We start from the raw sequence: 14,821 nt of genomic DNA on the forward strand, positions 1-14,821 counted from the left end.
CGCCCCGGTCTTGCTGTTCCTCCCTGATACGCAGCGGCGGGAGGGATTCGTCGGAGGGCGGCGAAGATTTTTTACGGAGTGGCGTCGCTCATCGGGTCATCGCGGTCGTTTGCCAGGATCTCCGCCGCAAGAGCTTCCTCGTAGCGATCCAGATGCCTGGAGATCGCGGTCTTGAGGGAGTCGAGGTCCGTGGGGCCATCATCGACCAGAGCCGTCAGGCCCGGGTCGGTACGGGGCAGGCGCGCCGGCAGCAGATGGGTCCGGAGTTTCTCGTAGGAGAGGTATGGGTTCTCCTGCGTCGCGGCGGCGAGGATCTCGCCAATGGTCTTGCCGTGTTCGAGGAACGACCAAAGATCGAACAGGTCGCGCGATGTCGTCCGACGCAGGACGAGCTGGGACTTAAGAACGAAAATCCCGTCCGGCGGCATCACCTTGACGCAACGCAGGCGCGACGGCTCCAGTGCGTAGGGTTCGTGCCGCTTCGGTGAATAGTCGGCAAAGAAGGTCAGCTTGACGCCGGTCTCCGCTCTGCCAGTCCGGCAAAGCCAGTCCTGCTGGGTGTCGGCAAGGTCGTCGCCGTCGTTCTCGGCATACATGCGCGCCATCTCGCTGGAGATGTCCGAGATCCGCCAGCCCTGGGCATCGAGGCGGTCAAGAATGATTCGGCAGCTGTCGCGCGGCAGTTTGTTTCCGGGGAAGGCGAAATCGAGATCCTCGCTCCGGCGGTGCCCCCATGTCAGCGCCAGGGCCGTGCCCCCGATCAGCGTGAATCGACCGATTTCCGGAATGGCCGAAATCGCCTTGTGTCGTGGGAAAGTCCTAAATTGATGCCCAGACGGCCCGCCATTGGCGGGCCGTCTGGGCTGACCGACCCCGCAATCACCTTGGCGGACAGGCCGTGACTGAGCTCGGAGGCGGTCAGCCCTTCCTTGAAGTCCGAACGGTTGCTTGGGCTCGAGCCCGCACCACAAGGAAGGAACAGCAAGGATGTCCACCATCGAGATGGCCGCTGGTATTGACTGCGGCAAGCGCTTTTTGGATGTGGCGGTTTCCGCCACCGGTGACACGATCCAAGTCGCCAACACGCCTTCTGGGCATCAGGAACTGGCGGCGTGGTTGGCTCATCGAGGGATCACGGATGTCGGCATCGAGGCCAGCGGCGGCTACGAGCGGCCGGTCCGTGATGCGTTGCGCGCGGCGAGCTTGTCGGTGCGGGTGTTTGATCCGGCACGCGTGCGTTTTTATGCAAAAGCCATGGGGCGGCGGGCCAAGAACGATACCATCGACGCCGCCCTGATCGCGGCCTTCACCGCCTCCGGGGCTGCGTCGACCGCCACGCCGGTGGATCCGACCCGCGAGGAATTGGCCGGCTTGGTAAAGGCGCGTCGTCTGCTCGTCGACAAGCGAGGCGATCTGCGCCGCGCCTTGATCTCCGCTCCGGCAGCAGCCAAAGCGGCGCTGGAAGAGGCCATTGACGCTTTGACCGAGGCGCTGACCACGCTGGAAGCCGCGATCGAGCGCACGCTCGCCACCGTGCCGGTGATGGCTGAAACCGTGGCTGCGCTCCAGACTGCTCCCGGGGTCGGACCGGTGGTGGCGATCGGCCTCGCCGCTTTGCTCCCGGAACTGGGCCACACGACCGGTCGGAAGGTCGCCGCCCTGGTCGGCGTTGCGCCCTTCGATCATGACAGCGGGCAAGCGCATGGCCGCCGTCGTATCGGTGGCGGCCGCCCCGATGTTCGGCGAATCCTCTACATGGCCGCCGCCGTCGCAGCCCTCCATACCACCGGCGTGATCGCCGACCACTATGCCCAACTGACCAAGCGCGGAAAGCCGCCGAAGTTGGCTCTCGTCGCCTGCATGCACAAGCTGATCGTCCGCCTCAACGCTATGCTCGCAAAGGGACGGACCTGGGAGATCAAAACCGCCTGACGATGCCGGCGGTCGGCGCTCGCCGCCGACCCCATGCCAAACCCAATGAACCGGGTGCGCGGACGGGTCAAGGCCGCAGCCGCCCGAAGGGCGGGCGCGCGTCCGCGCGAGCCTTGACGCGGAGCACATCCGGTTCAAGCACGTTTCGTCATTAAGACGGTTGCTCAAGCAGCCGCTTGGTTTCGCCCGGCAGACAGTCGACGCGCAGCATCCCGGAACCCCTTTTCGACGTTGTCCAGGCGATGCCGCCATTCCGAAGCCAGCACGGGCGGGACGTCATTCTCCGCTTCGAGGTCGTTCAGGACACGGCGCACCCGGCCGACGCCATAAGCTTTGCAAAGCCGGGCGACGTCCCTGAAGGTCGGCCGGGACAGCGTCATGGCGATCAGGTGGTCGGGGTCGAACCTGCCGCCGGGATTGCTCCAGGCCCGGTTGAAGGCAAGACGCGGCTCCCCTTCCGGCAGGACGCGGTAGAGGCCACGCTGGATGGGTTCGAGCTTCTCCGCGGCGACGAGTTTCCTCAGCGCACGGCTTACCGTCGATGCGGACCCAAAACGCCCGACCAGCGTACCCGACGCGACGGTCACCACGCCGCTGCGGCGCAGGTCGTGGAGGATCCGCATCGGCAAGGTTCCGTTCATCGGCGCCGTCACGATTTGACATCCAGGGAAAATATCCAACTAGAATCAATATGATTGGTTGAACGTAGAGAGTCAATGAGCCGGTCGCTCGCGGGCGGTCGGTGCGCGCTGTCATGGCGCCGGTGGCGGCTCAGCGGTGATGGGACCGCCAGCAGGATGCGATTGTCGCGCCACATACGCGAATAGGCGTTGAATTTGAGAATGAGTTGCATTATGAGGGCTCTCAACTGCGAATGATTCTTATTCGTGCTGGGGGCAAGCAAGTGAAGAAACGGGTTGAGGGCGGCCGGGTGTCGCGTGGGGCGGCGTTCGGCGCCATGGTGCTGGGCGGTCTGATGGTGCCGGCGGTGGCGGGGGCGCAAAGCGCGGGCGGACAGAGCGCCGACAATGGCGCCGCGCTGCAGATGCCGGCGGTGACGGTGACCGGGCAGGGGGAAACGGCGCTGTCGCCGGTGACCGGCTATGTCGCCAACCAGCAGGCGACCGGCACCAAGACCGACACGCCGCTGATCGAGACGCCGCAGTCGATCTCGGTCATTCCGGCCGACCAGATCCGCGACCAGAACGCCCAGACGCTGAATCAGGTGGTGCGCTACACCGCCGGCGTGACGGCGGAGACGCGCGGCGCGGTGGCGACCCGCTATGACCAGCTGAAGGTCCGCGGCTTCGACGCCGACACCTATCTGAACGGGCTGAAGCTGCAGTCGCTCTACTACGCGGCGTCGCAGATCGACCCCTATCTGCTGGAACGGGCGGAGGTGCTGAAGGGCCCGACCTCCGTGCTGTACGGGCAGTCGCCGGCCGGCGGCCTGATCAATCAGGTTTCCAAGCGCCCGACCGCCACCGCGCTGAACGAGGTCGGGATCGAATACGGCACCGACAACCACTGGCGCGGCACCGCCGACTTCTCCGGCCCGATCGACAAGGACGGCAAGTTCCTCTACCGCCTGACCGCCGTCGGCCTCAGCGAGGACGGCCAGATCCGGATGACGGAGAACGAGCGCATCGCCGTCGCCCCGTCCTTCACCTGGAAGCCGGATGCCGAGACCAGCCTGACCCTGCTGGGCTTCTACCAGCACGATCCGAAGGGCAATTCCTATGGCGGCATCCCGCCGCAGGGCACGGTGCTGTCGAACCCGCTGGGCAGGATCCCGGTCGATTTCTATGACGGCGATCCGAATTTCGAGAAGTTCGACCGCCGTCAGGCCTCGGTCGGCTATGCCTTCGACAAGAAGCTGAGCGACATCTGGACCGTGCGGCTGAACGGGCGCTGGCTGAACGCCAAGGTCGCCTACGACAGCCTGTACGCCAACGGCCTCGCGCCCGACTACCGCACCCTCTATCGCGGCATCGCCACCTCGCGGGAGGAGATGAACAGCTACACCTTCGACAACCAGATCGAAGGGCGCTTCTCCACCGGTCCGGTCGGCCACACACTGCTGGCCGGCGTCGATTACCAGCGGCTCGACGGCCATTACACCGCCGGCTTCGGGCTGGCGCCGTCGATCGACGTGTTCAACCCGGTCTATGGCGTCGCCGTCACCCCACCGGCGGTCAACCGCACCGACATCGACGGGCGCCAGACCGGCATCTATCTGCAGGACCAGATGCGACTCGGCGGCTTCATCCTGACGGTGGCCGGGCGCCGCGACTGGGCGAAGACAACCTCCAACACGGCCTTCGGCAGCAGCACCCAGTCCGATCAGGCCTGGACCGGCCGCGCCGGCCTGACCTATGTCTTCGAGAACGGCATCGCGCCCTACATCAGCTATGCCGAGTCCTTCACGCCCAGCAGCGGCGTCGATTTCGCCGGCACGCCCTTCAAGCCGGAAGAGGGGACCCAGTACGAGGTCGGCGTGAAGTACCAGCCGCCCGGCCTGAACAGCCTGTTCACCGCGGCCGTGTTCGACCTGACCCGCAGCAACCTGACGACCAGCGATCCCGCCCACCCCGGCTTCTCCGTCCAGAGCGGCGAGGCGCGGTCGCGCGGCATCGAGCTGGAGGCCAAGGTCGGCGTGACCAGGGACCTGGAGCTGATCGGCACCTACACCTACCTCGACACCAAATACACCAAGGACAATGACGGGCTGGAGGGCAAGCGTCTGGCGGCGGTGCCGCGCCATCAGGCGTCGGCCTGGGCGATGTACCACATGCCGGAAGGCACCCCGCTGACCGGGCTCGGCGTCGGCGCCGGCGTGCGCTTCACCGGCAGCACCATGAACACGGCGAATACTTTCAAGGTGCCGTCCTTCACCCTGGTCGACGCCACCGTGTCCTACGACCTGGGCGCCCTGTCGCCGAAGCTGCAGGGGGCGGAAGTCACCGTCAACGGCAAGAACCTGTTCAACAAAGAATATGTCGCCTCCTGCTATTACGGCGAGTGGTGCGCCTACGGCTATCAGCGGACGGTGACCGCCGGCCTGCGCTACCGCTGGTAAGTGTCCGTGCCGATCCTTCCCCTTCCCCATTGGCAAAGGAAGCCGTCATGACGCCTGCGAGCCTGCGGGGCTGGCGCCTCGTCCACCGCTGGACCAGCCTGATCTGTTCGGCGAACCTGCTGATCCTCTGCGTGACCGGGCTGATCCTGGTGTTCCACCACGAGATCCAGCATCTGATGGGGGAGGAGCTGGACAGCAGCTACGCGGAGGGGCAGGCCCGCCTGCCGCTCCAGTCGCTGGTGGACATCGCGCAGAAGGCCGATCCGGCGCTGCAGCCCAAGCTGCTGTCCTTCGATCCGGAGGACAAGGCGGTCAACTACATCTATCTGGGACCGCCGGAGGAAAGCGGGTTCGAGCTGGGGCGCTGGGTGGTGCTGAACGGCTTCACCGGTGCCAACCAGATGCTGAAGCAGCCGACGGAGACGCTGGTCGGCTTCCTGCTGAAGCTGCATGTCGACCTGTTCACCGGCTTCGCCGGGCAGATGTTCGTCGGGGTGATGGGGCTGCTGTTCGTGGTCAGCACGGTCAGCGGGCTGGTCGTCTACGGCCCCTTCATGAAGAAGCTGGCCTTCGGCATCCTGCGCTTCGGGCGAGGGACGCGCATCGGCAACATCGACCTGCACAATCTGTTCGGCGTGGCGACGTTGGTCTGGGCCTTCGTCGTCGGGCTGACCGGCGCCATCCTGTCCTTTTCGCCGCTGATCACCGGCTATTGGCAGAAGACCGAGCTGGCGGCGATGACCGCCCGCCATCCGGAGCCGATGACCGGAAGCATGGTGTCGATCGACCGGGTGGCCGAAGCCGGGCTGGCGGCCTTTCCCGGCAAGGATCTGGCCTTCATCGCCTATCCCGGCAACGAATATGCCGGCAGCCGCCATTTCAGCGTGCTGGTGCGCGGCCACACCGAACTGACGCAGCGGCTGCTCAGTGTCGCGCTGGTCGATGCCGAGACCGGCGTGGTGGCGGAAACGGCCGGCACGCCCTGGTACATGACGGTGCTGATGCTGTCGGGGCCGTTCCATTTCGGCGATTACGGCGGGCTGCCGCTGCAGATCGTCTGGGCGCTGTTCACCATCGTCACCGGCGTGGTGACGGTGACCGGCTTCGTCGTCTGGCTGAAACGGCCGCGGGCGCGGGCGGTGCCGGCTGCACCCGGCGCCAAGCTGGGGAGCAAGGCATGACCGGCGTCTGGCGCATTCCGGCCGCGCTGGCCGTGCTCTCCGTCATCGGGCTGGCCGCCGCCATCCTGGGCGACGGGGTGTGGGACTGGCTGTGCTGGGCGACCCTGTCGGTGCCGCTGGCCGTCTGCGCGGCCAAGCTGTGCCGGCAGTGGCCCTCCTGACCGGCCGGCTCTCCGCCTGCTAGCCGATGCCGTTGCGGCCCGGCGACAGAACGCCGGCCGGGTCGCCCACCGCACGCAGCTCCGTCAGCAAGGCGGCGGCGGGTGATCGGCGCAGAGCCTCGGGCACCGGCAGGCCGTTCGCCAGCCGGTAGGGCGCGAAGCCCCGTTCCAGCGCCGTTTCGATCAGATCCCGGTACGCGGCGAGGGCGGCCTCGTCAGCCCCCGGCATCATCCGGTCGAACCCCAGGGTGAAATAGGTCAGCAGACAGCGGAAGCCGTTGGACTCGATCCCGACATTGAGGTCGATGCCGGCCGTTTCCAGCCGGTCGCGCGCCCAGCCCAGGTAATCGGCCAGCGCCTGGAACTCGAAGGGGAAGGCGAGGCAGAGCCAGATCAGGCCGCAGCCGTCGCGGTCGGGATCGGCCGTCGCGAGGTCGGGGTGCCGATCCTTGCGCCAATAGACCGTTCGCAGGTTGCGTCCGTCCGGCACGCCCAGCCAATCCTCGTATCCCTCGATCCAGGCGCCGTCCCGCCGGGCGACGTCCAGTTCCACCGCCTGGGACACCGCGGCGAAGCGGCGGGACAGGCGGTCGGCGCGGGCCTCCAGCACCTCCGGCGCCTCCGCGCGGACCAGGGCGGAGGCGTGCCACTCGTTCAAGGCCGCCGGGGCGAGCCGGTCGGTCGGGACGGAGGCGCGGACATCGTCCAGCGCCAGCCATTTGATGCCGTTCCACAGGGTCAGCGACCGGTCGGGCAGGGATTGCTCGCGTTGGCAGTCGCGCCACAGCTCCAGGAAGGCGGGCAGGGCGTCGAGGCCGCCGATGTCCACCGACAGGATGGCGAGGTCGCTGGGCATCGCCTCCAGCCGGATGACGGCGCTTGTCACCACCCCCAGGTTCGACTGGCTGAACAGCCCGTCGATCAGCGGCCCGGCCGGCGCCGGGTCGAGCCCGACCGTGCGGTCGGCCCCCAGCGGCCCGCAGCCGGTCCGCAGCCGCCGGCCGTCCGGCAGGGCGACGTCCAGCTCGCACAGCGAGGTCCAGCGCTCGCCCATGCTGCCGTCGCCGCGGTCAAGCGCGTTGGCGAGGGCGCTGGCCTCCGCCGGGCCGCCGATGACCGGGACGAAGAAGCGGTCGGTCCGCTCCGCCAGGAAGGCGGCCAGCGCCTGGAAGGTCACTCCAGCCTCGACCCGCACCAGCCCGCGCTCGCCATCGAAGCCGGAGATGCGGTCGAGCCGCCGGAGATCGAGCACCACCGCCCCGTCCCGCGTCGGCGCCCGCGACCCCAGCCCCCAGTTGGCGCCGCGGCTGACCGGATGGACCGGCAGGCGGTGCCGGGTGGCGACGGCGAGGCAGGCGGCGGTCTGGTCGGCATCGCCCGGACTGACGACGGCCGAGACCCGGACATCCGGCGCGAAGGTGCGCCGGCCCCAATCCAGGCGCTCGGCCTCCGCGGTTCGGACATGCTCCGGCCCGACGATGCGGCGCCAGTCCTCCAGCGCATCGGCGGGCGGTTCGCTGGCGGCAGGCGAAGCGGCAAGGAGGGTGGGCGGCGTGGGCATTTTGGGGCGGTCCCGATGCGGTCGTCGTGGCGGCGGTGCGGTGCATGGTGGCAGACTGCATACCGGGGAAGGCATCCCGTTTTCATGGTATGGCGATTTGCAGCCGCGGCCCGCTATGATGAATTCCGAATAGAAGATTCGATCCGACAGTCCGCATGGGGTCGTCACAGTGGATCAGGCACGATCGGCCGCCGGAACCGGCGGCGTCATCTCCGTGGTCCTCGTGGAGGACGACGCGCCGACCCGTGATTTCCTGGCCGCATCGCTGGCCGCGGGCGAGGGGATCCGTCTGCAGGCTTCGGTCGGAACGCTGGCGGAGGCGCGCGCGGCGCTGGAGCGCAGCCGTCCGCGCGTGCTGGTGACCGACCTGAAGCTGCCCGACGGCCATGGCAGCGATCTGATCCGCGAGGTGCGGCAACGCATGCCGGAAACGGAGATCATGGTGATCTCCGTGCTGGGCGACGAGCCGTCGGTGATGCAGGCGGTGCGGGCCGGCGCCTCCGGCTACATCCTGAAGGACGCGCGGCCGATCGACCTGATCGCGGCGGTCCACGACCTGACCAACGGCCGGTCGCCGATTTCCGCCTCCATCGCCCGCCACATCATCCGGCAGACCCAGTCCGCGCCGCCCGCCCTGGCGGAGGAGGCGCCGCCCGCCCTGACCCCGCGCGAGATGGACATCCTGTGGGGCATCGCCAAGGGCTTCACCTACAACGACATCGCGGCCCGGCTGGGCATCAGCCGGCAGACGGTTCCCAGCCACATCAAGAACATCTACCGCAAGCTTGAGGTTAATTCCCGAAGCGAAGCGGTCTACACTGCGGTGGAGCGGAGAATCATCAAGCTGTCGGACTGACGCACTTGAGCCAACACATCGCCGGGTTGCCGGCGTCCGGTCCGTCCCTGCCGCGGCGCCTGCGGGCTTGGCTGAGAGGCCGCGGCCCGCTGCTGCTTCTGTATTACGGGTTGGCCGCGATTTTCGGTCTCGGGCTGGTGACGGCGACCCCGGAGATGCCGGACGGCGGATTGGCCGTCGCCGAGGCGACCTTCGCCCCGGTGGCCATGGACCAGGCCATGGAAACTCCGCCGCCCGAGACGATGCCGCCGGGGGCCGCCGCCGTTCCGCTGCCTTACCGCTGCAAGGCGGTTCCCGATCCGGTCGGCTGTTCCGGCCTGTTCCGCCTGACTTTCCATTACGATCCCGTCGGCGAGGGCCGCGACGAGGGCCGCTGGTCGATCTACGTGCCGATCCTGTCCGGGCACGCGACGCTGTGGCTGAACGGGGCGCTGCTGGTCGACAGCGTGACCATCCAGTCCGACGTCGTCGTCAACCAGTCGCTGCCGCTGATCCAGCCGATCCCCCGGCCGCTGTTGAGGGATGGCGAGAATCGGATCGACATCCGCATCGCGGCCTGGAGTCAGTCCGGTGGCTTTCTCGACACGGTGGTGGTCGGCCCGGATCGTCTGCTTCGCCCCGCCTACAGCCAGCGAGAATGGATGATGGTCACGCTGCCGCGCCTGCTGGTGGCGTGGCAGGCGGCCCTGTGCCTGTCCCTGCTGATCGTGTGGGCCGGCCATCGCGACGAGCCGATCCATCTGGTGATGAGCCTGATCCTGGGCTTGGGCGTGCTCCAGGGCCTGCCGATGTTCGGCACCGAGCCGAACGGCCTGGAGCGGCTGTATCGCGTCCTCAACTTCGCCGGCCAGTGGCAGGGGGCGCTGCTGCCCTTCGTGATGTCCCGCCTGGTCGGGCGAGAACTGGCGGTTCCGCTCCGGTGGCTGCTGGTGATCCCGGCGGTGGTCGCCGGCGCGTTCCTGCTTGCAGCATTTGACCCGCCAACGTTGCAGCCGTGGTTCGCGTGGCTGTGGCTCGTCCTTGTGATCCCCTGGGCGGTGGCGATGCTGGGCTGGTCGGGCTGGATCGTGCTGTCGGCGGCGATCCGGCGGAACCATGCCGCCGCCCAGCTCGTGCTTGGCGGCCTGATCGTCATCGTGATGATGGCCGGCCACGACATCCTGGCGGTGACCGGCGTTCTGGACCTGCGGGTGCCGTCGATGACCCGCTACATGGCGCCGCTGCTGATGACGGTGGTCAGCGCGACGCTGATGTGGCGGTTCGCCCAGGCGCTGGGCGAGGTCAGCCGGTTCAACGACATCCTGCGGCGCGAGGTGGCGACGGCGGAGGCCGAGCTGCGGGCCAGTTTCGCCCGCGAACAGGCGCAGACCCGCGCCGTCGCGCTGGAAAGCGAACGGCTGCGCCTGACCCGCGATCTGCATGACGGGCTGGCCGGGCAGCTGGTGTCGATCGTCGCCCAGTGCGAGCTGCCGCAGCATGATTACCGCCGCATTTCTGCGGCGGCCCGGCAGGCGCTGGACGATCTGCGGCTGGTCGTGGCGTCGCTGGACGATGTCGGCAACGACCTGGGCATGATGCTGGCGCAGTTCCACGAGCGCATCGGTCCCCAGCTTCAGGCCCAGGGGATGGAACTCGACTGGCAGATGGCGCCGTTGCCCGACGTCGAGGGACTCAGGTCGGAACATGCCCTGACGCTGTTCCGCATCCTGCAGGAGGCCGTGACCAACGCGGTGCGCCATTCCGGCTGCCGCCGGGTCAGCATCGTCATGGCGCCGGCGCCGGACGGTGCCGCCACGGGTGTGACGGACGACAAGGGACGGTTCGCGGTCCGCATCGTCGTCGGGGACGAAGGCCGCGGCATTCCGGACGGAATTGCCGCCGCAAGGCCCGGCAAGGGGCTGAACAACATGCGCCAGCGCGCGGCATCGCTGGGCGCCGACCTGACCCTGGTCACCGGCCCGATTGGTACCCGCGTCGTCATCGATCTGCCATTCCGCCTGCCGGGCTTTTAAAGCATCCGATAGAAAAGACGCCTGCGACACGCCACCATAACTTGCGAAAATCCCGGTTTCGCCAGCTCTCCCATAAACATGGGATTACCTAGAACGGTTAGTCCTCATACAAAAGATTTGGCGCAAACCTTGCGCAAATCCCGGCGGCGGTGAAAGCCGGGGCGAATGACTTCCGATCATCCAATAACCAGGGATTGCAGGCATGAGCAAGACGCAGGCGGCGATGGTCGACATTTCCGATGACGAGCTTCTGGTGGTGGTGGGCGGAACCGGCTCGACCAACGCCCAGTCCGGTCATGCGCAGGAGGACGAGAACGGGGTCAGCGTCAGCGTCGGGGTCGAGGTCGCCAGCGCTTCGGGCAGCGTCGGCGTTTCCACCTCCTCCAGCCACGACATCGGCGGCGCCACCGTGACCACCGAGGTCGGGGCCGGCGCCAGCGGGTCGGCCGGCGTCACCGTCGGGTCGGGCGGCGTCACCGCGACGGCGGACGGCTTTGCCGGCAGCCACGGCAGCGTGACGGTGACCAACGGACCGGTTACCCAGACCATCAGCTATGAGGCCGGCGCCAGCGGCAGCGCCAGCGTGTCGGTTTCCTACACCGGGGTGGAAGCGTCGGCATCCGGCTCGGTCGGCGTTTCGGTGACGACCGAAACCACGGTCGGCGGCAATGTCGGCCATGGCGTGACGGTGGAGGGCTCGGTCACCCAGACCATCGCGGTCGGTGCCGGCGCCGAGGTCAGCGGCTCCATCGGGGCGAGCGGCGTCCATGGCGACGTCAGCACCTATGCCGGCAATTACGTCGAGGTGACGGCTTCGGTCACCGCCGGCAACAACGACATCAGCAGCACCACCACGGTCGGCGTTATCGATTCGGGGTCGGTCGGTGCCGGGACCGAGATCACCGCGGGCTATTCCGACGGCCATGTCACGCTCGGGCTCGGCGCCACGGCGGCGATCGGCATCGGCGGCGTCACGGTGGGCCAGGAGGTCACGGTCAACACCGCGCCGCTGGAACATGCCGGCGCCCAGGCGGTGGCCGCGGCCACGCCGGCCGTCACCGACGCCGCCCACACGGTCGCCAACACCGCGCAGTCGGTCGCGACCACCGCGGCCCCGGCGGTGACCGATGCGGCGCACACCGTCGCCAACACGGCGCAGAACACCGCCAGCACGGTCAGCAATACCGCGCAGTCGGCCGTTCACGACGTGTCCAGCACGGCGCAGAGCACCGTCAACAGCGTGTCGAACACCGCGAAGAGCGTCACCAACTCCATCAAGAAGAAGATGAAGAAGTGGTGATGCCGGGCGGATCGGCGGCATGAGCGACAGCGCGACGACTGAACGGCCGGCGGATCGGCCGGTGGCGGCATCTGCGCCGGCCGGCGGCGGTCCGGCCGCTTCCGGCGGCAATACCGGCAAGGCGAGCTTCCGGGCCGAAGCCGCGGAGGCCGCCACCTCCGTGTCGCAGGTGGACGATGCCCTGGAGGTGGTGCGGCCGCCGGTGCTGGCCTTCTGCGTCACGCTGGCCCTGCTGGTCGTCGGCGTCGTCGTGTGGGCGTCCTTCACCGACGTGCCGATCAAGATCACCGGGCAGGGCATCCTCGTCAGCCCGGGCGGCGTCATCGACGTGGTGTCGGAATCGAGCGGCCGGATCAACGACATCCGCTTCAAGCCGGGCGACCTGATCCACCCCGGCGACGTCGTCGCGCTGGTCGACCAGAGCGAGCAGAAGCTGAAGCTGGCGGAGGCCGAGGGCGAGTTGCAGGACGCCATCGCCGCCCGCGACGACATGCAACGCTTCCAGGAGCGCGACCTGCATGCCGACGAGGTCTGGCGGCAGGCGCGCGAGCAGGCGGTCAACGGCAACATCGCGTCGCTGCAGGAACGCCAGCGCATGATGAGCGAGCGCGAGGAGCTGGTCCGCCAACTCGCCGAACGCGGACTGATCACCCGCGACCGCGCCATCTCCGCCAAGATCGAGCTGTTCACCATCCGCTCCGACCTGGAGGCTCAGCGCAACGAGCTGCAGACCATGGCGCTCGACGCCGCCCGCCGCCAGACCCAGCGCGAGAAGGACATGCTGGCGGCCGAGCAGCGGGTGGCGACCGCCTCGCGCGCGGTGGAGTCCGCCCGCGACCGGCTGAAGCGCTATGCCGCGGTGCTGTCGCCCTATGGCGGCCGCGTGGTGGAGGCGAAGGCGAACATCGGGCAGGTGGTGTCGAGCGGGGCGCCGATCGTCAGCATCGAGCGAGACGGCGCGCTGGCCGGCCAGGGGGGCGATCTGGTGGCCCTGGTCTATGTCGGGGCGCAGGACGGCAAGAAGCTGCGCCATGGCATGGAGGCCGACGTGTCGCCGGCATCCGTCCGCAAGGAGGAGCACGGGCACCTGATCGGACGGGTCGACCGCGTGGCCGACACCCCCGCCAGCAGCGTCGGCATGCTGCGCACCCTGCAGAACGACGCGCTGGTCGGCGAATTCCAGAAGACGCTGCGCACCCCCTTCGAGATCATGATCCGGCTGGAGCGCGACCCGGCCGGGGCGCTGCGCTGGTCCACCGGCAATCCGCCGAAATTCTCGATGGATGGCGGCACGCTGGTGTCGGTGGAGATCACCGTGCAGAAGGTCCGGCTGATCGCGCTGGCCCTGCCGATCCTGCAGCAATGGCTCCGGCTGGATCTGACCGACGTGGCGCCCGCAGGGGCGCCGGCCGCGTCCGGGGCCTGAGATGCGCACCCCGTCGATCCTGCAGATCGAGGCGGCGGAATGCGGCGCCGCGGCGCTCGGCATCGTCGCCGCCCATTACGGCCGCTGGCTGACGCTGGAGGACCTGCGCGAACGCTGCGGCATCTCGCGCGACGGCAGCCGCGCCGCCAATCTGGTCCAGGCCGCGCGCGAGTTAGGCTTGCAGGCGCGCGGCGTGCGCACCGAGCCGGAGGGGCTGGCCGGACAGGCCGGGCCGATGATCCTGCATTGGGGAATGGACCATTTCCTGGTGCTGGAGGGGCGGCGCGGGCGCTGGTGGTATCTGAACGACCCGGCGCGCGGCCGGCGCCGCGTCGACGATGCCGAATTCCGCCGCCAATTCACCGGCATCGCCCTGCTGATGGCGCCGGGGCCGGAGTTCCGCAAGGGCGGTTCCGCCCCCAGCGCGCTGCGCGGCCTCGCCCGGCGGCTGCGCAAATCCTGGGGGGCGGTGTGGTTCGCCGCCGCGATCAGCCTCTTGCTGGCGATCCCCGGCATGCTGTTCCCCGCCTTCCGCCAGATCTTCATGGACAGCGTGCTGGTCGGCGGGCTGGCCGACTGGATGACCCCGCTGATCGGCGCGATGATGCTGGTCGGCGCGGTCACGCTGACCTTCACCTGGCTGCAGAAGAGCGTGCTGCACCGGCTGGAGACCCGTCTGGCCCTGCTGGGCGGCATCGGCTTCATGGAGCGGGTGCTGCGGCTGCCGATGGGCTTCTTCGGCCAGCGCGGCCCGGCGGCGGTCGCCGACCGCATCATGCAGAGCGACCGGCTGGCCGAGCTGCTGGCCGGCGAGATCGGCGGCTGCCTGTTCGCCATCCTGACCGCGCTGACCTATCTGGCGGCGATGGCCTTCTACCAGCCGGCGCTGGCGCTGGTCGCCGTGGCCGCCGCCGCCAGCCTCGCGCTGGCGCTGGCCCTGCTGTCGCGCCAGCTGGAGGAGGGGCAGCAGCGTCTGCTGAACGAATCGGCGCAGGAGGGCGCCGACGCCAAGCAGGGGCTGCGCATGATCGAGACCTACCGCGCCGCCGGGGCGGAGCGGCTGCTGTTCGAGCGGCTGGTCGCCCGCCATGCCCGCGTGCTGAACATCCGACAGTCGCTGATGCTGCGCCGCGCCGTTCTGCGGCTGCTGCCGGCCTTCGTCGGCGGGGTGGCGTCGGCCGCCGTGGTCACCGTCGGCGGCGGCATCGTCGCGGAAGGCGGCATGACCATCGGCGCCATGATGGGCTTCATGGTGCTGATGTCGGCCTTCCTGGCGCCGGTGTCGCGCCTCGTCCAGCTCGGCGCCCGCATCC

Annotated in this window: 11 protein-coding genes and 1 pseudogene; 9 read left to right on the forward strand and 3 right to left on the reverse strand. The window is 68.7% G+C overall.

Annotated features, from left to right (window positions below):
• Window positions 1-71 precede the first annotated feature (71 nt).
• Window positions 72-998, reverse strand: a complete 927-nt coding sequence (locus tag ACCD06_RS32390) for a nucleotidyl transferase AbiEii/AbiGii toxin family protein (RefSeq protein WP_413346433.1) — start codon at window positions 996-998, stop codon at window positions 72-74.
• On the opposite strand from ACCD06_RS32390, the gene ACCD06_RS32395 reads away from it, so the two are divergent.
• Window positions 988-1,932, forward strand: coding sequence for an IS110 family transposase (locus tag ACCD06_RS32395; protein WP_413339775.1), 945 nt, complete (start codon window positions 988-990; stop codon window positions 1,930-1,932). The two genes, ACCD06_RS32390 and ACCD06_RS32395, sit on opposite strands and share 11 nt — an antisense overlap.
• A gap of 164 nt (window positions 1,933-2,096) precedes the next feature.
• On the opposite strand, the gene ACCD06_RS32400 is transcribed toward ACCD06_RS32395, so the two are convergent.
• Complete coding sequence (locus tag ACCD06_RS32400) at window positions 2,097-2,585, reverse strand: hypothetical protein (RefSeq protein WP_413346435.1); 489 nt, start codon at window positions 2,583-2,585, stop codon at window positions 2,097-2,099.
• A gap of 251 nt (window positions 2,586-2,836) precedes the next feature.
• On the opposite strand from ACCD06_RS32400, the gene ACCD06_RS32405 reads away from it, so the two are divergent.
• Genes ACCD06_RS32405 through ACCD06_RS32415 form a run of 3 tightly spaced genes read left to right on the forward strand, consistent with a single transcriptional unit; the run spans window position 2,837 to window position 6,353 of the window.
• Window positions 2,837-5,011: a TonB-dependent siderophore receptor gene (locus ACCD06_RS32405; RefSeq protein WP_413346438.1), complete on the forward strand. Its 2,175-nt coding sequence runs from the start codon at window positions 2,837-2,839 to the stop codon at window positions 5,009-5,011.
• 47 nt (window positions 5,012-5,058) lie between these two features.
• Complete coding sequence (locus ACCD06_RS32410) at window positions 5,059-6,192, forward strand: PepSY-associated TM helix domain-containing protein (protein WP_413346440.1); 1,134 nt, start codon at window positions 5,059-5,061, stop codon at window positions 6,190-6,192.
• The gene (locus ACCD06_RS32415) at window positions 6,189-6,353 is read left to right on the forward strand and encodes a hypothetical protein (protein ID WP_413346442.1); all 165 of its coding nucleotides are present in this window, start codon (window positions 6,189-6,191) and stop codon (window positions 6,351-6,353) included. Before ACCD06_RS32410 ends, ACCD06_RS32415 begins: the two co-directional genes overlap by 4 nt.
• A gap of 19 nt (window positions 6,354-6,372) precedes the next feature.
• Here ACCD06_RS32415 and ACCD06_RS32420 read toward each other — a convergent pair whose 3' ends face one another.
• Window positions 6,373-7,914, reverse strand: a complete 1,542-nt coding sequence (locus ACCD06_RS32420) for an FAD-binding oxidoreductase (protein ID WP_413346444.1) — start codon at window positions 7,912-7,914, stop codon at window positions 6,373-6,375.
• Window positions 7,915-8,083: 169 nt separating this feature from the next.
• Here ACCD06_RS32420 and ACCD06_RS32425 point away from each other — a divergent pair, with 169 nt between their 5' ends.
• The 5 genes and pseudogenes from ACCD06_RS32425 to ACCD06_RS32445 form a co-directional block, all read left to right on the forward strand.
• The gene (locus tag ACCD06_RS32425) at window positions 8,084-8,770 is read left to right on the forward strand and encodes a response regulator (protein ID WP_413346446.1); all 687 of its coding nucleotides are present in this window, start codon (window positions 8,084-8,086) and stop codon (window positions 8,768-8,770) included.
• Window positions 8,771-8,775: 5 nt separating this feature from the next.
• Entirely contained in the window at window positions 8,776-10,782 is a 2,007-nt protein-coding gene (locus ACCD06_RS32430; protein WP_413346448.1) for an ATP-binding protein, read from the forward strand.
• A 202-nt stretch (window positions 10,783-10,984) separates the two neighbouring features.
• Complete coding sequence (locus tag ACCD06_RS32435) at window positions 10,985-12,082, forward strand: hypothetical protein (RefSeq protein WP_413346450.1); 1,098 nt, start codon at window positions 10,985-10,987, stop codon at window positions 12,080-12,082.
• A 19-nt stretch (window positions 12,083-12,101) separates the two neighbouring features.
• A complete protein-coding gene (locus tag ACCD06_RS32440; protein ID WP_413346452.1) occupies window positions 12,102-13,508 on the forward strand; it encodes an NHLP bacteriocin system secretion protein in 1,407 nt (468 codons plus the stop codon).
• A gap of 1 nt (window position 13,509) precedes the next feature.
• Window positions 13,510-14,778 (forward strand): annotated as a pseudogene (locus ACCD06_RS32445) (cysteine peptidase family C39 domain-containing protein); the annotation flags it as partial.
• Window positions 14,779-14,821 lie beyond the last annotated feature (43 nt).

The sequence above is a fragment of the Azospirillum sp. CT11-132 genome (assembly GCF_047302835.1).
Lineage (GTDB): Bacteria > Pseudomonadota > Alphaproteobacteria > Azospirillales > Azospirillaceae > Azospirillum.

Excerpts from the sequence above, each read along its gene's own strand:
- ACCD06_RS32420 (WP_413346444.1), bottom strand. The coding sequence starts at position 7,914 with ATGCCCACGCCGCCCACCCTCCTTGCCGCTTCGCCTGCCGCCAGCGAA.
- ACCD06_RS32415 (WP_413346442.1), top strand. The coding sequence starts at position 6,189 with ATGACCGGCGTCTGGCGCATTCCGGCCGCGCTGGCCGTGCTCTCCGTC.
- ACCD06_RS32390 (WP_413346433.1), bottom strand. The coding sequence starts at position 998 with ATGGTGGACATCCTTGCTGTTCCTTCCTTGTGGTGCGGGCTCGAGCCC.
- ACCD06_RS32395 (WP_413339775.1), top strand. The coding sequence starts at position 988 with ATGTCCACCATCGAGATGGCCGCTGGTATTGACTGCGGCAAGCGCTTT.
- ACCD06_RS32435 (WP_413346450.1), top strand. The coding sequence starts at position 10,985 with ATGAGCAAGACGCAGGCGGCGATGGTCGACATTTCCGATGACGAGCTT.
- ACCD06_RS32410 (WP_413346440.1), top strand. The coding sequence starts at position 5,059 with ATGACGCCTGCGAGCCTGCGGGGCTGGCGCCTCGTCCACCGCTGGACC.
- ACCD06_RS32440 (WP_413346452.1), top strand. The coding sequence starts at position 12,102 with ATGAGCGACAGCGCGACGACTGAACGGCCGGCGGATCGGCCGGTGGCG.